Below are 17,704 nucleotides of genomic sequence, written 5' to 3' on the forward strand. Positions count from 1 at the left end.
CTCGACCTAAACCCGAGCAATCCAGTGTGACAAGGCTTTGACGCAGATCAGATGATGCAGACAATGAATCCCATTGCATGCAACGGCGTGCAGACCCGAACCATCTCTGGAGCTCCTCGATGATCAGCGCCGAACAGAACGACTTCATCACCCTTGTGGGCCGCGGCACGCCGGCCGGCACGCTGCTGCGCAAGTACTGGCAGCCCGTGGCCCTGTCCGAAGAACTGCATGGCCCGCGCCCGCTCAAGCCCGTGCAGCTCATGGGCCAGCATTTCGTGCTGTTCCGCGACGAGAGCGGCCGCATCGGCCTGCTCGACCGCGACTGCCCGCACCGCGGCGCCGACCTGGCCTACGGCCGGCTGGAGAACGGCGGCCTGCGCTGCGCCTTCCACGGCTGGCTGTTCGACGCCAGCGGCCAATGCCTGGAAACGCCCGCCGAGCCCGCGGGCAGCAAGCTGTGCACGCGCATCCGGCAGGGCGCCTACCCGGTGGTGGAAAAGAGCGGCATCGTGTTTGCCTACATCGGCGAGGGCGAGCCCCCTGCCTTCCCCGACTTCGACTGCTTCGTGGCGCCCGACAGCCACACCTTCGCGTTCAAGGGCCTGTGGGAATGCAACTGGCTGCAGGCGCTGGAGGTGGGCATGGACCCGGCCCACGCCTCCTTCCTGCACCGCTTCTACGAGGACGAGGACACCTCGGAGAGCTACGGCAAGCAGTTCCGCGGCGCCTCGGCGGATTCCGACCTGGCCATCACCCAGGTGCTGCGCGAGTACGACCGGCCCGAGATCCGCGCCGAGGCCGCGCCTTACGGCATGCGACTGACCACGCTGCGCACCCTGTCGCCCGAGCAGACCCATGTGCGCGTGACCAACGTGGTGTTCCCGCAGGCCTTCGTGATCCCCATGAGCACCGAGATGACGATCTCGCAGTGGCATGTGCCCATCGACGACCACCGCTGCTACTGGTACGCCATCTTCACGAGCTTCACCGGCCCGGTGGACAAAGAGCAGATGCGCGAGCAGCGCCTGAAGACCATCGACCTGCCCGACTACACCTCGCGCAAGAACAAGCGCAACCAGTACGGCTACAGCGCCGAGGAACAGCGCAACAAGACCTACACCGGCATGGGCGAGGACATCAATGTGCACGACCAATGGGCCTGCGAATCCATGGGCAGCATCCAGGACCGCACGCGCGAGCACCTGGGCACGACGGACAAAGGGATCATGTTGTACCGCCGCCAGCTCGTGAAGGCCATCGAGGCCGCGCAGGCCGGCGAGCCCGTGCCGATGCAGCCCACCAACGAGGAGGCCGGCGCCTTCACCGGCCCGCCTTCCATCGACGGCGTGACCGCTGCGGACAAGACCGACAGCTACTGCCTCGATGCCGACCTGGCGCGCCGCCAGGGATCCGACTGGGCCAGCGCCCGTCTGGCCGCAGCCTGAGGCACCACGCGATGAGCACCTTTGCCGAACGCTTCGACCTCTGGAGCGCCGACCAACAGGCCCAGGCCGCGGACATCGTCGGCCGCATCGACGCGGGCGAGCTCGACGTGCTGCGCTTCGCCTGGCCCGACCAGCACGGGGTGCTGCGCGGCAAGACCCTGGTGGCCGAGGCCGCGCGCGGCGCGCTCGCACGCGGCGTCAACCTCACGAGCACGCTGCTGGCCAAGGACACCTCGCACCGCTCAGTGTTCCCGGTGTTCTCGGCCGGCGGCGGCTTCGCGCTCGAAGGCTTGCAGGGCGGCGCCGACTTCACGGTGCTGCCCGACCCGTCCACCTTCCGCATGCTGCCCTGGGCGCCGCGCACGGGCTGGGTGCTGTGCGATGCCTACATGAAGGACGGCCAGGCCTGCCCGTTCGCCACGCGCCGCATCCTGCAGCGCGCGCTGGACCAGTTGGGCGCGCGCGGCCTGGAGTTCGTGGCCGGCCTCGAGGTCGAGTTCCACGTGTTCAAGCTCGACGAGGCGCACATGGCCCTGGCAGATGCAGGCCAGCCCGGCACGCCGCCGGCCGTCTCGCTGCTCACGCACGGCCACCAGTACCTGACGGAGCTGCGCTACGACCGCGTGGACGGTCTCATGGACCTGCTGCGCACGCAGTTGCAGGCGCTCGGCCTGCCGCTGCATTCGCTGGAGATCGAGTTCGGCCCCAGCCAGTTCGAACTCGTGTTCGGCCCCACGGTCGGCATGGCGCCGGCCGACACCATGGTGCTGCTGCGCAGCGCCATCAAGCAGATCTGCCAGCGCAACGGGTACCACGCCACCTTCATGTGCCGGCCGAAGATCCCCAACGTGATGTCCAGCGGCTGGCACCTGCACCAGTCGCTGCGGCACACCGGCGACGGCCGCAACGCTTTCATGCCCGAGGCCGGCGCAGACGTGCTGAGCCCGCTCGGCATGCAGTACCTGGCCGGCCTCAAGGCCCATGCCTGCGGCGCCGCCGCGCTGGCCAGCCCCACGCTGAACGGCTACCGGCGCTACCGGCCGTTCTCGCTGGCGCCCGACCGCGCCATCTGGGCCCAGGACAACCGCGGCGCCATGCTGCGCGTGCTGGGTGCGCCGGGCGACACGGCCTCGCGCATCGAGAACCGCGTCGGCGAGCCCACGGCCAACCCCTACCTGTACCTGGCCTCGCAGCTGTTCTCTGGCCTGCACGGCATCGCCGGGCGGCTGGACCCGGGGCCCTCGGCCGACGCACCGTACGAGACACCGGCCGAGCAGCTGCCACGCTCGCTCGACGCCGCGCTGGCCGCGCTGCAGGCCGATGCCGTGCTGGTCGAAGGCCTGGGCAAGCCCTTCGTCGACTACTACTGCCACATCAAGCAGGCCGAAATCGCACGCTTCAACCTCGAGGTGACCGAGTGGGAGCACCGCGAATACTTCGACATGTTCTAAGACCTACGCCATGCCCACGATCCACTACATCCTGCAGGACGGCAGCACGCGCAGCGTCCAGGCCAAGCCCGGCGCCAGCGTGATGGAGACCGCCATCCGCCACAACATCCGGGGCATCGACGCCGAATGCGGCGGCAGCTGCTCGTGCGCGACCTGCCATGTCTATGTCGCCGAAGACTTCCTCGGCAAGCTGCCCGCGCCCGACGAGATGGAAGACGAACTGCTGGACGCCACGGCCAGCGAACGGGCGCCGAACAGCCGGCTGAGTTGCCAGATCACGGTGACGGCAGAGCTCGACGGCCTCACGGTGCGCGTGCCCGAGACACACGTCTGATGGCCACCGCCCTCGTCATCGTCGGCGCCTCGTACGCAGGCGTGCAGCTCGCGGCGGCGGCGCGCGAGCAGGGCTTCGACGCGCCCATCGTGCTGCTGGGCGACGAGGCGCACGCGCCCTACCAGCGCCCGCCGCTCTCCAAGGGCCTGCTGAGCGGCAAGACGGCGGTGGACCAGCTCGCGCTGCGCGGGCCCGACTTCTACACCGAGCAGAACATCGACCTGCGCCTGGGCGCGCGCGCCACCGCGCTCGACCTCGCCGCGCAGCGCGTGCAGCTGGCCGACGGCAGCCACCTGGACTACGGCTGGCTGGCGCTCGCCACGGGCGCGCGCTGCAGGCCATTGCCGGTGCCGGGCGCCACGCTGCAGGGCGTGCACCAGTTGCGCACGCTGGACGATGCGCTGGCGGTTCAACAAGCCTTGGGACGCAGCACGCGTGCCTGCGTCGTCGGCGGCGGCTTCATCGGCCTGGAGGTCGCGGCCGCACTCACAGCGGCCGGCGCGCAGGTCACGGTGATCGAGGGCCAGACCCGGCTGCTCGCGCGCAGCTTTCCGGAATCGATGTCCGACTACGTGGCCGCAGCGCACCGCCAGCGCGGCGTCACGCTGGAGCTCGGCCGCGGCGTCGAGGCATTGCTCGGCACCGCGGGCCATGTCGAATCCGTGCTGCTGGACGATGGCCGCCAGCTCGGCTGCGACCTCGTGGTGCTCGGCATCGGCGTTCTACCCAACGTGGCGCTGGCCGAGGCCGCCGGCATCGCCTGCGCGGGCGGCATCCTCGTCGACGCCTGTGGCCGCACCAGCGAGCCGAACGTGCTGGCCGCCGGCGACTGCGCCAACATGGCGCTGCCGCAAGGCCGCCTGCGACTCGAATCCATCCAGGCCGCCAACGACGGCGCGCGCGCCGCGGCCTCCGTGCTGGTGGGCCAGCCGCAGCCGCTCACGGCCGTGCCCTGGTTCTGGAGCGAGCAGCACGACCTCAAGCTGCAGATGGCCGGCCTGCCCGCCCATGGCGACCAGACCGTGCTGCGCGGCGACATGGCCAGCGACCGCTTCACGCTGTTCTACCTGCGCGACGGCGCGGTGGCGGCGGCGCATTCGGTCAACCGGCCGGCCGAGCACATGCTGGCGCGCAAGCTGATCGCGCTGCGCGCGCAGGTCCCCTCCGAGGTGCTGGCCGACCCCGCGGCCGACCTCAAACCGTTTTCCATCCCCCAGCCTCGCGGCTGATCCTTTCCCACGGAGTTCCCCACGATGAAGATGTCCAAACGCTCCCTCCTGGCCGCCGCCGCGCTGGCCGTCCTGGGCACGGCCGCGCACGCCCAGGACGCGCTCAAGATCGGCCTGATCGGCACCTACTCCGGCCCCTACGCCGACTACGGCCGCCAGTTCGACGCGGGCGTGGCGCTCTACCTCAAGGAGCACGGCGGCAAGATCGCGGGCCGCTCGGTGGAAGTCGTCAAGAAGGACACGGGAGGCGCCAACCCCGACGCCTCCAAGCGCATCGCCCAGGAACTGATCGTGCGCGACAAGGTGCAGATCCTCACGGGCCTGGACTTCAGCCCCAACGCCTACGCCGTGGCAGCCGTCGCCACGCAGGCCAAGATCCCCACGGTGGTCATGAACGCCTCGTCCTCGGGCATCACCACCGCCTCGCCCTACGTGGCGCGGCTGTCGTTCACGGTGCAGCAGGTGTCCGACCCGATGGCACGCTGGATGCTCAAGAACGGCACCAAGGAAGCCTATGTGGTGGTGGCCGACTACGCGCCAGGCACCGACGCACTGACCGCGTTCAAGAAGGCCTTCGAGGAAGGCGGCGGCAAGGTCGTGGGCGAGCTGCGCACGCCCATGAACAACCCCGACTTCTCGGCCTACGTGCAGCGCATCAAGGACGCCAAGCCGCAATCGGTGTTCTTCTTCTTCCCCTCGGGCGTGATGCCGCCGGCCTTCCTCAAGGTCTGGAAGGAACGCGGCATGGACGAGGCCGGCATCAAGCTCTACGCCACGGGCGAGGCCACCGACGACAGCTACCTCGATGCGACAGGCGACGTGGCGCTGGGCCTGGTCACCAGCCACCACTATTCCTACGCCCACCCCTCGGCCAAGAACCAGAAGTTCGTGAAGGACTTCGAGGCCCAGTTCGGCACCAGCATGCGGCCGAGCTACTTCGCCGTGACGGCCTACGACGCGATGTCGGCCATCGACCTGGCGCTCAAGAAGACCGGCGGCGACGCCAACGGCGACAAAGTGATGGAAGCGCTCAAGGGCCTGCAGTTCGAAAGCCCGCGCGGCCCCATCGAGATCGACGCCGCCACGCGCGACATCGTGCAGACCGTCTACATCCGCAAGACCGAGAAGGCGGGCGGCAAGCTCGTGAACGCGGAGTTCGACAAGTTCGACCGCGTGAAGGACCCGGCGAAGGAAGCCAAGTAAGCCTGCGTCCGCCAAGGCGCTGACCTCGGCACGCGGCGCCTATCCAGGCGTCGCGTGCCCCGCATCGGGAATCCAATGGGTATCGTCCTCTTCGACGGAGTGGCCTACGGCATGCTCCTGTTCCTCATGGCGGTGGGCCTGTCCATCACCATGGGCTTGATGAACTTCGTCAACCTCGCGCACGGCAGCTTCGCGGTGGTGGGCGGCTACACGGCCGCGGTGCTCATGAACCAGATGGGCCTGCCCTACTGGGGTGCGCTGGCCGCGGCCTTCGTGGCCGCGGCGCTGCTGGGCGCCGTGCTGGAGTTCGCGTTCTACAGACGGCTGTACCGCGCGCACCCGCTGGACCAGGTGCTGCTGTCCATCGGCGTGGTGTTCGTGTCCATCGCGGCGCTGACGTACGCCTTCGGTCCCACGATGCTGCCCTTCCACCTGCCGGCCGCACTGCAAGGCCAGTTCTCGGTGGCGGGCCTGGAACTGAGCCGCTACCGCATGTTCCTGATCGTCTGCGGCGTGGTGGTGCTGGCCCTGCTGCTGCTGGCCATGGGCCGCACGCGCTACGGCGCCATGGTGCGCGCCGCGGTGGACAACCAGCGCGTGGCCGCTGGCACGGGCATCCACGTGCAGCGGCTGTTCTTCCTGACCTTCTCGCTGGGCTGCGGCCTGGCGGGCCTGGGCGGTGCGCTGAGCCTGGGCATGCTGGGCCTGGAGCCCTCGTTCCCGCTCAAGTACATGGTGTACTTCTTGATCGTGGTCTGCGTGGGCGGCGCGGGCACCATCACCGGCCCGTTCATCGCCGCGCTGCTGGTCGGCATCGTCGACGTGGCCGGCAAGTACTACCTGCCCGAGGCCGGCGCCTTCCTGGTCTACGTGTTCATGATCGGCATGCTGCTGCTGCGGCCCAACGGCATCGTGCCCAAGAAGGGGATTGCATGAAACCCATCACCTTGTCGCCGGGCCAATTGCGCGCGGCCGAGATCGCGTTCTGGCTGCTGCTTGCGTCCAGCTTCTTCCTCGCGCCCAACCACCTCACGCTGCTGAGCCAGATCCTGATCTTCGGCCTGTTCGCGGTGGCGCTGGACATGGCGCTGGGCTACGCCGGCATCCTGACCGTGGGCCATGCGGCCTTCTTCGGCGCCGGCGCCTACACCGCGGGCCTGCTGGCCAAGCACGGCTGGGGCGAGCCCTTCAGCGGCCTGCTGGCCGCGCTGCTGGTGGCCGGTGCGCTGGGCTATGCGCTGAGCTACCTGATCGTGCGCGGCGCCGACCTCACGCGGCTCATGATCACCATCGGCGTGTGCATGCTGTTGGCCGAATTGGCCAACCGGCTCTCGGGCATCACGGGCGGCAGCGACGGGCTGCAGGGCATGAACGTGTCGCCCGTGCTCGGCGTGTTCGAGTTCGACCTGTTCGGCAAGACCGCCTTCCTCTACGCCTTCGGCGTGGTGCTGGCCATGTTCCTGTTGGTGCGGCTGATCCTTCGTTCGCCGTTCGGGCTGGCGCTGCGCGGCATCCACGACAACCGCAGGCGCATGCTGGCCATCGGCTCGCCCGTGGAGGCACGGTTGCGCATGGCCTACGGCTTCTCGGCCGCGGTGGCCGGCGTGGCCGGCGCGTTGCTGGCGCAGACCACGCAGTTCGTGGGCATCGAGTCCATCGGCTTCAACCGCTCGGCCGAGATCCTGATCATCCTGGTGCTGGGCGGCACGGGCCGGCTGTATGGCGGCCTGGTCGGCGCCATCGTCTACATGCTGGTGCACGACTGGTTCGCCGACCTGAACCCCGAGTACTGGATGTTCTGGCTCGGCATCTTCCTGATCGCGGCCGTCATGCTGGGCCGCGGCGGCATCATGGGCGCGCTGTCGCGTCGCATCCGGACCAAGGAGCACTCCGCATGAGCGCGCTCGTGACCCAAGGGCTGGGCATCAGCTTCGGCGCCTTCCATGCCGTGGCCGATGTGAACCTCTCGCTGGAGCCCGGCGCGCGCCAGGCGCTGATCGGCCCCAACGGCGCCGGCAAGACCACGCTGATCAACCTGCTGACCGGCATCTACAAGCCGAGCGCCGGCAGCATCCGCGTGAACGGCGAGGACATCACAGCCTGGCCGGCCGACCGGCGCGCGCGCAGCGGGCTGGCGCGCACCTTCCAGATCAACACGCTGTTCCCCAGCCTCACGCCGCTGCTGTCGGTGGTGCTGGCCATCCACGAGCGCGAAGGCCAGGGCGCGACCTGGTGGCGCCCCTTCGGCCGCAGCAAGGCGGCCTTCGACGAGGCCCATGCGCTGCTGGCCCGGCTGCGGCTGGACGCGCTGGCCGACGTGCCGGTGGCCGAACTGGCCTACGGCAAGCAGCGGCTGCTGGAGATCGCGCTGGCGCTGGCCGCGCGGCCGCGCATCCTGCTGCTGGACGAACCGGCCGCCGGCGTGCCAGAGGACGAGAGCGGCGAGCTGTTCGACGTGATCGCCGAGCTGCCCGACGACATCAGCGTGCTGTTCATCGAGCACGACATGAAGCTCGTGTTCCGCTTCGCGCGCCGCATCTCGGTGCTCGTGGCCGGCCGCATCCTGACCGAGGGCACGCCGGCCGAGATCGGCCACGACCCGCGCGTGCGCGAGGTGTATCTGGGCAAGACCCACGTGAACATCCGCAAGGAGTCCACCCATGTCTGAACTGCTGGCCTTCGACGGCGTGACCGCCGGCTACGGCAACGCCGTGGTGCTGGACCGCCTGGGCTTTTCACTGCGTGCCGGAGAGAGCCTGGCCATCCTCGGGCGCAACGGCGTGGGCAAGACCACCACGCTCGAGACGCTGATGGGCAACACCCGCGTGACGGGCGGCGCGATCCGCTGGCGCGGCCAGGACATCACGCGCACGCCTGCCCACCAGCGCGTGCGCGCCGGCCTGGGCTGGGTGCCGCAGGAGCGCGAGGTCTTCCCCTCGTTGACCGTGGAAGAGAACCTGACCGTGGTCTCCCGCCCCGGCGCCTGGAACCTCACGCGCGTCTACGGCCTGTTCCCGCGCCTGCGCGAGCGCTGCGGCAACTACGGCAACCAGCTTTCGGGCGGCGAGCAGCAGATGCTGGCCATCGCCCGCGCGCTGATGACCAACCCCTTGCTGCTGCTGCTCGACGAGCCCATGGAGGGCCTGGCGCCCATCATCGTGGAGGAACTCGCGGAGGCCATCCGCCGGCTGTGCGAGAGCGAAGGCCTGGCCTCCATCGTGGTCGAGCAACACCCGGTGCTGGCGCTGGAAATGACGCACCAGGCCATCGTGCTGGAGCGCGGCACCGTGGTGCACGCCGGACCCAGCAAGGCTCTGGCCGCAGACCAGGCCCTGCTCGACAAGTTCCTCGGCGTCGGCATCGAAGAAGAGCCCGCCTGACCCGCCCCTTTTCAAAGAGTCCAAGGAGTCCTCCATGTTCCACCGTCGCCACCTGCTCGCCGCCAGCGCCCTCGGCCTGGCCCTGCCACGCGCCTTCGCCGCGCAGGACCCCCTCCGCATCGGCCTCATCGCCGAGATGTCGGGCCCCTTCGCCGAGTTCGGCCGCCAGATGCAGGCCGGCATCGCGGTCTACCAGAAGCAGTTCGGCGACAGCGTCGCCGGCCGCAAGGTGGAGGTCGTCGTCAAGGACGTGGCCGGCCCCAACCCCGAACTGGCCAAGCGGCTCGCGCAGGAGCTCATCGTGCGCGACAAGGTCGGCGTGCTGGCCGGCTTCGGCTTCACGCCCAATGCGCTGTCGGTCGCGCCGATTGCCACGCAGGCCAAGGTGCCCATGGTGGTCATGAACGCCGCCGCGGCCAAGTTGACCGAGAAGTCGCCCTTCATGGTGCGCACCTCGTTCGACTACCCCAACACCGTGCCGCCGATTGCGGAGTGGGCCGCGCAGAAGGGCTCGAAGAAGGCCTACGTGATCGTGGCCGACTACGCGCCCGGCCACGACGCCGAGGCCGCGTTCCTGGCTGCCTACAAGGCCACGGGCGGCGAGATCGTGGGCAGCGTGCGCACGCCGCTGGTCACGCTGGACTTTTCGCCCTACATGCAGCGCGTGAAGGATGCGAAGCCCGACCTGCTGTTCGCCTTCGTCAACGGCGGCGACGTGGCGCCGGCCTTCATCCGCGAGTACCGCGAGAAGGGCCTGGAGCAGGCCGGCATCCAGCTGGTCGGCACGGGCGACATCGTGGACGAGGCCATCATCGAGACCATCGGCGAGCGCGCGCTGGGGCTGACCACGGTCTACCCCTATTCCATGCACCACAAGTCGGAGCTGAACGCGCGCTTCGTGCGCGACTTCAAGGCCCAGCGCGACGCCAAGGCCCGGCCCACCATCATGGCCGTGGCCGCCTACGACGGCATGGCCGCCATCTACGCGGCCCTGCACAAGGCGGGCGGCAACGCCGACGGTGCAGCACTGCTGCAGGCCATGCAGGGCCTGCAGCTGGACAGCCCGCGCGGGCGCATCGCCATCGACGCGAAGACGCGCGACATCGTGCAGGACCAGTACATCCGCCGCGTCGAGAAGGTCGGCGAAGTGCTGGCCAACGTGGAGATCGAGACGTACCCCGCGACGAAAGGATGAGCGCGCTGAAGCTGGACATCGGCGCGCTGACCGCCGCCTATGCGCGCGGCGTGCACGATCCGGTCGCCGTGCTGCAGGCCCTGCTGGCCGAGGCCGGCGCCGACACGCCAGGCCTCAACGCCTTGTGCCACCTGGATGCCGAAGGCGCGCTGGCCCAGGCGCAGGCTTCGGCTGCGCGCTGGCAGGCCGGCCGTGCGCTGGGGCCGCTGGACGGCGTGCCGGTCTCCATCAAGGACCTGCTGCCCGTGGCCGGCTGGCCCACGCGGCGCGGCTCGCTGGCCACCGCCGGCGACCCACCCGCCGCGCAGGACGCACCGCTCGTGGCCCAGCTGCGCGCGGCCGGTGCCGTGCTGTTCGGCAAGACCACGACCACCGAGTTCGGCTGGACCATCGACAGCCACAACCCGCATGCCGGCACCACGCGCAACCCGCGCGACGTGACGCGCAGCGCGGGCGGCTCCAGCAGCGGCGCGGCCGCGCAGGTGGCGGCCGGCTGGGGGCCGCTGGCCGTGGGCAGCGACGCAGGCGGCTCGGTGCGCATCCCGGCCGCCTGGTGCGGTGTGGTCGGCTTCAAGCCCACGTACGGCGCGATCCCGGCCGCGCCGCAGAGCGCCTTCGCCGAGTTCGCGCACTTCGGCCCGCTCACGCGCAGCGTGGCCGACTGCGCCCGCGCCATGGCCGTGCTGGGCCAGAGCGACCCGCGCGACCCGGCCTCGCTGTACCCGCGCACGCCCGCACAGCGGCCTGCCCAGCTGCGCATCGGCTGGAGCCTGGCGCTGGGCGCGCCCACCGCACTGGACCCGGCCATCGCGCAGGCCATGCGGGCGCTGCTGGAGCGCCTGGCCGCGGCCGGCCACCAGCTCGTGGCGCTGCCACCGCTGGGCCTGGACGCCGACCAGGCCATGTGGACCGTCTGGCAGTCGCGCGTGCACGAGTCCTTCGTCGACTGGAGCGGGGCCCAGCGCGCTGCGCTGGACCCGGCGCTGCAGCGCCTGTGGGAGCAGGGCGCCGATCTCTCGCCCACGCGCCTGGCGCGCGCCCGCGCCCAGCTGCGCGGCCTGGCCGGCGCGCTGGCCCAGCAGTTCGCAAGCATCGACGTGCTGCTGACGCCGGCCGCGCCGACGGTGGCGCCCCTGCTGCCCGAGGCGCCCGACGCCCAGCCGCGCAACTGGTTCGCCGGCAACGGCTACTGCTACCCGTTCAACCTCACGCAGCAACCGGCGCTGAGCCTGCCGCTGGGCCGCGACGCGCAGGGCCTGCCGTTCGGGCTGCAGGTGGTGGCGCGGCGGTATGCGGACGAGCTGGTGCTGCACGCGGGGCGGGTGGTCGAGGGGATGCTGGCGGCGGGGTGAGGCGGACTGGCGGGAGGCCGGTGGATGACAATCCAGCGATGCGTCCCCGCCAACCGGCCTCCAAGAATCCTGGTGCAGTCACGGCTCCACCGGTGGAGTCGGCCTTCGCCGAAGTGGTGCGGCTGATCGAGCAGGCGCGCCAACGCGCCTACCAGGCTGTCAACACCGAGTTGGTGCGCTTGTATTGGCAGATCGGCGAGTACATCAGCGGCAAGCTGGCGGCAGCCGAATGGGGCGAAGGCGTGGTGGACAAGCTGGCGGCCCACCTGGCACGCACGCTGCCCGGGCAGCGCGGTTTCACGCGCCGCAACCTGTTTCGCATGCGCCAGTTCTTCGAGACCTACCGCGGCGATGAAGTGGTGACACCACTGCTGACACAACTTCCATGGACGCACAACCTCCTCATCCTGAGCCAGGCCAAGCGCGCGGAAGAGCGCACGTTCTACCTGCGCATGGCGATCCAGCAACGCTGGGGCAGCCGCGAGCTGGAGCGGCAGCTGCGCCTGCATGCCTTCGAACAGGTGGTGCTCGCTTCACCAAAAGTGTCAGCAGCGCTGACACAAATGCATGGAGATACCGCAGCCGGTGCCTTCAAGGACACCTATGCCGTCGAATTCCTGAATCTCCCCACCGGCCACACCGAAGCCGACCTGCACCGCGGCCTGCTGGCCGAGTTGCGCAGCTTCCTGATCGAACTGGGCCGCGACTTCTGTTTCGTCGGATCGGAATTTCCCCTGCAGGTGGGTGGGCGCGACTTCGCACTGGACCTGCTGTTCTTCCACCGCGGCCTGAACTGCCTGGTGGCCATCGAGTTGAAGGTCGACCGCTTCGAACCCGAACACCTCGGCAAGCTCAACTTCTACCTCGAAGCGCTGGACCGCGACGTGAAGAAGCCGCACGAGAACCCGGCCATCGGCCTGCTGCTGTGCGCCAGCAAGGACAGCGAGGTGGTCGAGTACGCCCTGAGCCGCACGCTGTCGCCTGCGCTGGTGGCGCAGTACCAGACACAGCTGCCGGACCGGCAGATGCTGGCGGCCAAGCTGCACGAGTTCTATGCGCTGAGCGCGCCCGAGACGGCGCCGCCGGCCGATCCGCCTGCAAAGCGTCCGAGGAAGCGGCGCGCGCCTTGACCGCCGCACCCCGCAGAGCCTGAGCGCAACGCAAGACGATTCGAGCAGCGCCACAATCGCGGCCCGCACCTCGTCCCTGCTGGCCCGCCCAGCCGCCTCCCGCATGTCCGCCCCGCCCGCCGCGCCCGCCCCCTCCCCCGAGTTCTCCTTCCGCCGCATCGCCATCCCCGCCTTCGGCCCCTCGCTGCTGTTCGGCCTGGGCGAGGGTGCGATCCTGCCCATCATCCCGCTCATGGCGCGCGAACTCGGCGGCTCCGTGCCCATGGCCGCGCTGATCGTCACGCTGATCGGCCTGGGCTCGCTGCTCTCCAACATCCCGGCCTCGCTGATCACCATGCGCTGGGGCGAGCGCGGCGCCATCGTCGCCGCGGGCCTGTGGAGCGCGCTGGGCATGGCGATGTGCGTGTTCACGGGCCACCTCGCGCTGTTCGCGCTGGGCTGCTTCATGGTGGGCATGTCGCAGGCGGTCTACAACCTGGCGCGCCAGAGCTACATGACCGAGGCCGTGCCCATGCAGTACCGGGCGCGCGCGCTGTCCACGCTGGGCGGGGTCATGCGCATCGGCATGTTCATCGGGCCCTTCCTCGGTGCGGCGGCCGTGCACGCCTTCGGCCTGTCGGGCGCCTTCGGTGTCGGCATCGCGGGCGTGCTGGCCGCAGCGGCGCTGGGCTCGCGCGTGCCCGACCTGGCCGTGCCTGCGCCCGCGCCCGGCCAGGCGGCACCGGCGGCCACCAGCATCGCCTCCATGCTGCGCGACCACCGCCGCACCTTCCTCACGCTGGGCCTGGGCGTCACGCTGCTGAGCGCCGTGCGCGCCTCGCGCCAGGTCGTGATCCCGCTGTGGGCCGACCACCTGATGCTGGCACCGGCCGTGGCCTCGCTCGTCTACGGCCTGGCCGGCGGCATCGACATGCTGGTGTTCTACCCGGCCGGCAAGCTCATGGACCTCAAGGGCCGGCGCTGGGTGGCCGTGCCGTCCATGGTCATCATGGGCCTTGGCCTGCTGGCGATGCCCTTCACCACGGGCTTCAACACGCTGCTGGTCGCGGCGCTGGCCATCGGTTTTGGCAACGGCATCGGCTCGGGCCTGATCATGACGCTGGGCGCCGACCACTCGCCACGCCACGGCCGCGCGCACTTCCTGGGCGTGTGGCGGCTGATGGCCGACATCGGCTCGTCCAGCGGGCCGGCGCTGCTGTCCTTCCTGGCAGGCGCGCTGTCGCTGGGCTGGGGCATAGCCGCCATCGGCCTGGTGGCCTTCGCGGCGGCCGGCGTGCTGGCGCACTTCATCCCGGCGCGCGTGCCGCACTGACGCTCAGTCGGAGGTGCCGGGAAAGCCGCGCAGATAAGCCTGCAGCGCCGCGATCGCGTGGCGCACCTTGGCCGGCTTGGCATCGCGCTGCGGCGTCACGGCCCACAGCGGCATGGGCGGCACACGCCATTCGGGCAGCACCTGCACGAGCCGCTGCGCCCGCAGGTCCTCGTCGGCCTCGGTGCCGACCACGAAGGCCAGGCCCAGGCCCGACACGCACAGCTGCTGCAGCGAGATCTGGCTGTTGCTCGTGATGCGCGGCGCAACCTCGATGGCCTCGACCGCGCCGTCGGGCCCGGTCATCTGCACGGGCAAGGCGCGGCCACCACGCGGCGGCGCAATCCACTGGTGCGCCGGCAGTTCGCGCGGCGATTGCGGCTGGCCTGTGCGCGCCAGGTAGGCCGGCGCGGCGCACAGCAGCAGCGCGACGCCGCACAGGCGCCTGGCGCTCCAGCCCGAATCCGCCATCTCGCCGACGCGGATGGCCAGGTCGATGCGCGCATCGACGAGATCGATCATGCGGTCGTCGATCTCCAGGTGCAGGCGCAGCGCGGCATGGTCGGCCAGCAGCGGCGCCAGGGCCGGTGCCACGCAGCGCGCGAAACCCACCGGCGCCGACATGCGCAGCTCGCCCTCGGGCGCGTCGCGCGCCAGCGCGAGCTGCTGGCGCGCCCGCGTGGCCGTGGCCGCCAGTGCCGCGCAATGCTCGGCCAGGTTGCGCCCGGCCTCGGTCAGACCGAGCTTGCGCGTGGAGCGGTGCAACAGCGTGACGCCGTGGCGCTGCTCGAGCGCGCGCAGCTGCTGGCTCACGGCCGAGGTGCTGATGCCCAGGTGCCGCGCGGCCGCGCTCAGCGAACCCGCGCGCACCACCTCGGCGAACAGCGCGAACTGCTTGAGGTCGTCCATCGTGAAGCTGAGCTTAACGCAGCTTGTGCGCTGCACCGACTTCCGTGAGGAAGAGGTGCTGCGTACCGTTGGGCCCTCGTTAATTTGCACTTCACCATTGGAAAGGACCATGCCATGCAGAAAGTTCTCGTACTGGGTGCCAGCGGCACCGTGGGCGCCCTGCTCGTGCCGGCGCTGGTTGCGGCCGGCCAGCGCGTGCGCGCCGCGTCGCGCCACGCCACGGCCTTCGCGGGCGCCGAAGCGGTGCGCTTCGACTTCGCCAACCCGGCCACGCTGGGCCCGGCGCTGGACGGCGTCGACCGGCTCTACCTGCTGATGCCGGCCGACAACCCGCAGGTCGCGCAGTTCCTGCTGCCCGTCGTCGCCGCGGCAGCGGCGCGCGGCGTGAAGACCGTGCTGCAGTCCGTCATGGGCGTGGAGCACACGCCGCAGAACCCCTACCGCCAGGTGGAGCTGGCGCTGCAGCGCGCGCAGCCGTCCGCGGTGATCCTGCGCCCCAACTGGTTCGCGGACAACTTCCATGGCATGTGGGCACCCGCCGTGGCGCAAGGCGTGATCGCGCTGCCGGCCGGCACCGGCGCGTCGAGCTTCATCGACGCGCGCGACATCGCGGCCTGCGCGCTGGCCGCGCTGACCAGCACGAACTTTGACGGCCAGGCCTTCACGCTGACCGGGCCGCAGGCCCTGAACTACGGCTCGGCGGCCACGCTGCTGTCGCAAGCCGCCGGCCGGCCCATCGTCTACCGCGCGATCGACGTCGACAGCTTCGTGGCCCAGCTGCAGGCCGCCGGCGTGCCGCAGGACCATGGCCGCATGCTGGCCGGGCTGTTCGCGGCCGTGCGCGCGGGCGATACAGCCCCTGTCAGCGACGCGGTCGAACGCATGACGGGCCGGCCGGCCCGCACGCTGGCGCAGTACGCGGCGGACCACGCCGGCGCGTTCCGCTAAGCCGCGCCGTCGGTCTGCGCCGGAGCGGAAAGCCGCACCTCGACCAGGCAGCCGGTCGGCGTGTCCAGCGTGGCCCGCAGCGCCGGCCGCGCGCCCGCCCACAGCAGGCCGTCCTCCGCCTCCAGCCGTTCGGTGCCGGCAGGCGTCTCGACCGCGAAGCGGCCGTGCAGCACCAGCAGGCCGTGCTGCACATCCTGCGCGGGCGCCAGAACCCCCGATGTGCGGTGCGCCACGACCGTGGCCACCAGGCGCCCGCGCCGGACCATCACGTTGAAGAACCGGGCGCCGCCGCCATCGAGCCGCGCCGTGAACGCCGTCTCGCCGGCGAAGCCATGGGCCTCGCCCGGCGTCGTCCAGGCCTGGGTCTGCGTGGCCGATTCCAGCCGCACCGCGCCGTCCACCAGCGTGGCCACACGGTCGACACCGGAGAAGGTCGAAAACGGGCCGTCGTGCGCGATGCGGGCCACACTCAGCCGCCAGTCCCAGTCCGTCGCACCGTCCAGAGCACCGCGCGCGATCTCCCGCGTCACGCCGCCGCCGTTGCGCCACGGCGCGGGCGCCAGGTCGGCCAGCCGGAAACGCTGCACGCTCAGGAGACCGCGCCCAGGCCGTACTTGCCGGTCAGCAGGCCGCCGGTGCGGAAACGCTCCAGCGCATAGGGCGCGATGTCGACCTCGGTCGCCAGGCCCAGCGCGGACTGCGCCAGCACCAGGCCCACGGCCGGCGACAGCTTGAAGCCGTGGCCCGAGAAGCCGTAGCCGACCACCAGACCCGGCACGTCGGGCAGGCGGCCCAACACCGGGTTCCAGTCCGGCGTCACGTCGTAGACGCCGGTCCAGGACGAGGCCACGCCCGCGGTCTCGAAGCTCGGGAAGCGCTCGGCCACCTGCTCGCCGACCTCGACCATGTAGTCCATGCTGATGTCGCCCTGCTCGTTGTCGGGCAGCGCCAGCGTCTCGCCCACGATGCCTTCGCTGACCAGCATCTGGTTGCCGCCGTAGCTGCGGCAGTACAGCATGCCGGGCGAGCCCAGGTCCTTGTAGACGGGCATCTTGAAGGTGTAGGCCTCGGGGCCCTCCAGCGCCAGCACGGCATGGCGTTCGGCCTTGACGGGCGATGCGATGCCGGTCCAGCGTTCGATGTCGGTGGCCCAGATGTTCTGGGCACTGACCACCACGGGCGCGTGGAAGCGGCCCTCGGAGGTCTCCACGCCTGTGACCTTGCCGTCTTCGCGCAGCAGGCTCAGCACCTCCACGTTCTCCATGATCTTCACGCCGAGCCGGCGCGCGGCGCGGGCGAAGCTGGTGGCCACGAGGTAGGCGTCGGCAAAACCGGCCTCGGGCTCGTAGCCGATCAGCGCCGCGTCGTCGAAGCGCGCGATCGGCAGCAGGGCGCCGGCCTGCTCCGCGTCCAGGTAATCCACCTGGATGCCCTGGGCACGCTGCGCCTCCAGCGCGGCGCGCAACGGCGCGAGCTTGTCGCCCTCGGGCGCGGCGATCAGGTAGCCCGACTTGACCAGGCCGGCCGAGGCCTCGGCGTCGCCCAGGTAGTTGGCGAAGTCGTTGAACACACGCCAGGACGACTGCGCCAGGCGCACGTTCTCGATCACCGAGTAGTGCGTGCGCAGGATGCCGCTGGACTGCGAGGTGGTGCCGGCACCGACCTGGGTGCGGTCCAGCACCAGCACCTTGGTGCAGCCGAGCCGGGCCAGGTGGTAGGCGACCGAGCTGCCGATCACGCCGGCGCCCACAACGATCGCGTCAAAGGTACGCATCTCAGAGTCCTGATGGGAAGTAATGGATGGCGGCGAGCGTAGGGG

At 70.5% G+C, this 17,704-nt stretch carries 17 protein-coding genes; 14 read left to right on the top strand and 3 right to left on the bottom strand.

Annotated elements, in window-relative coordinates:
- Positions 1 to 119: 119 nt before the first annotated feature.
- The 13 genes from ASF44_RS01820 (at position 120) to ASF44_RS01880 (ending at position 14,031) form a co-directional block, all read left to right on the top strand.
- A complete protein-coding gene (locus ASF44_RS01820; protein WP_056897453.1) occupies positions 120 to 1,445 on the top strand; it encodes an aromatic ring-hydroxylating dioxygenase subunit alpha in 1,326 nt (441 codons plus the stop codon).
- 11 nt (positions 1,446 to 1,456) lie between these two features.
- Positions 1,457 to 2,896: a glutamine synthetase family protein gene (locus ASF44_RS01825; RefSeq protein ID WP_056897454.1), complete on the top strand. Its 1,440-nt coding sequence runs from the start codon at positions 1,457 to 1,459 to the stop codon at positions 2,894 to 2,896.
- Between the two features lie 10 nt (positions 2,897 to 2,906).
- A complete protein-coding gene (locus tag ASF44_RS01830) occupies positions 2,907 to 3,230 on the top strand; it encodes a 2Fe-2S iron-sulfur cluster-binding protein (protein ID WP_056897455.1) in 324 nt (107 codons plus the stop codon).
- A complete protein-coding gene (locus ASF44_RS01835; protein ID WP_056897456.1) occupies positions 3,230 to 4,459 on the top strand; it encodes an NAD(P)/FAD-dependent oxidoreductase in 1,230 nt (409 codons plus the stop codon). Before ASF44_RS01830 ends, ASF44_RS01835 begins: the two co-directional genes overlap by 1 nt.
- Before the next feature lie 24 nt (positions 4,460 to 4,483).
- Complete coding sequence (locus ASF44_RS01840) at positions 4,484 to 5,662, top strand: ABC transporter substrate-binding protein (RefSeq protein ID WP_056897457.1); 1,179 nt, start codon at positions 4,484 to 4,486, stop codon at positions 5,660 to 5,662.
- A 75-nt stretch (positions 5,663 to 5,737) separates the two neighbouring features.
- Positions 5,738 to 6,598 (top strand): branched-chain amino acid ABC transporter permease, encoded by an 861-nt coding sequence (locus ASF44_RS01845; RefSeq protein WP_056897458.1) that lies wholly within the window; start codon positions 5,738 to 5,740, stop codon positions 6,596 to 6,598.
- Positions 6,595 to 7,560 (top strand): branched-chain amino acid ABC transporter permease, encoded by a 966-nt coding sequence (locus tag ASF44_RS01850; protein WP_056897459.1) that lies wholly within the window; start codon positions 6,595 to 6,597, stop codon positions 7,558 to 7,560. The genes ASF44_RS01845 and ASF44_RS01850 overlap by 4 nt, the downstream gene beginning before the upstream one ends.
- A complete protein-coding gene (locus ASF44_RS01855; protein WP_056897460.1) occupies positions 7,557 to 8,330 on the top strand; it encodes an ABC transporter ATP-binding protein in 774 nt (257 codons plus the stop codon). Before ASF44_RS01850 ends, ASF44_RS01855 begins: the two co-directional genes overlap by 4 nt.
- Positions 8,323 to 9,042, top strand: coding sequence for an ABC transporter ATP-binding protein (locus ASF44_RS01860; RefSeq protein WP_056897461.1), 720 nt, complete (start codon positions 8,323 to 8,325; stop codon positions 9,040 to 9,042). The genes ASF44_RS01855 and ASF44_RS01860 overlap by 8 nt, the downstream gene beginning before the upstream one ends.
- Before the next feature lie 34 nt (positions 9,043 to 9,076).
- The gene (locus ASF44_RS01865; protein WP_056897462.1) at positions 9,077 to 10,237 is read left to right on the top strand and encodes an ABC transporter substrate-binding protein; all 1,161 of its coding nucleotides are present in this window, start codon (positions 9,077 to 9,079) and stop codon (positions 10,235 to 10,237) included.
- The gene (locus ASF44_RS01870) at positions 10,234 to 11,589 is read left to right on the top strand and encodes an amidase family protein (protein ID WP_056897463.1); all 1,356 of its coding nucleotides are present in this window, start codon (positions 10,234 to 10,236) and stop codon (positions 11,587 to 11,589) included. Before ASF44_RS01865 ends, ASF44_RS01870 begins: the two co-directional genes overlap by 4 nt.
- A 38-nt stretch (positions 11,590 to 11,627) precedes the next feature.
- Entirely contained in the window at positions 11,628 to 12,719 is a 1,092-nt protein-coding gene (locus ASF44_RS01875; protein ID WP_056897464.1) for a YhcG family protein, read from the top strand.
- 103 nt (positions 12,720 to 12,822) lie between these two features.
- On the top strand, positions 12,823 to 14,031 hold the full coding sequence (locus ASF44_RS01880; protein WP_056897465.1) for an MFS transporter: 1,209 nt from the start codon (positions 12,823 to 12,825) through the stop codon (positions 14,029 to 14,031).
- Between the two features lie 3 nt (positions 14,032 to 14,034).
- Here ASF44_RS01880 and ASF44_RS01885 read toward each other — a convergent pair whose 3' ends face one another.
- Positions 14,035 to 14,937, bottom strand: a complete 903-nt coding sequence (locus tag ASF44_RS01885; RefSeq protein ID WP_056897466.1) for a LysR family transcriptional regulator — start codon at positions 14,935 to 14,937, stop codon at positions 14,035 to 14,037.
- Positions 14,938 to 15,051: 114 nt separating this feature from the next.
- Between ASF44_RS01885 and ASF44_RS01890 the strand changes: the two genes are divergently transcribed.
- Complete coding sequence (locus ASF44_RS01890) at positions 15,052 to 15,885, top strand: NAD(P)H-binding protein (protein ID WP_056897467.1); 834 nt, start codon at positions 15,052 to 15,054, stop codon at positions 15,883 to 15,885.
- Here ASF44_RS01890 and ASF44_RS01895 read toward each other — a convergent pair.
- The gene (locus ASF44_RS01895; RefSeq protein WP_056897468.1) at positions 15,882 to 16,472 is read right to left on the bottom strand and encodes a HutD family protein; all 591 of its coding nucleotides are present in this window, start codon (positions 16,470 to 16,472) and stop codon (positions 15,882 to 15,884) included. The genes ASF44_RS01890 and ASF44_RS01895 overlap by 4 nt on opposite strands.
- Positions 16,473 to 16,474: 2 nt before the next feature.
- Positions 16,475 to 17,659 (bottom strand): FAD-binding oxidoreductase, encoded by a 1,185-nt coding sequence (locus tag ASF44_RS01900; protein ID WP_056897469.1) that lies wholly within the window; start codon positions 17,657 to 17,659, stop codon positions 16,475 to 16,477.
- Between the last annotated feature and the right edge of the window lie 45 nt (positions 17,660 to 17,704).

It is taken from the genome of Pseudorhodoferax sp. Leaf274, assembly GCF_001422445.1.
Taxonomy (GTDB): Bacteria; Pseudomonadota; Gammaproteobacteria; order Burkholderiales; family Burkholderiaceae_C; genus Pseudorhodoferax.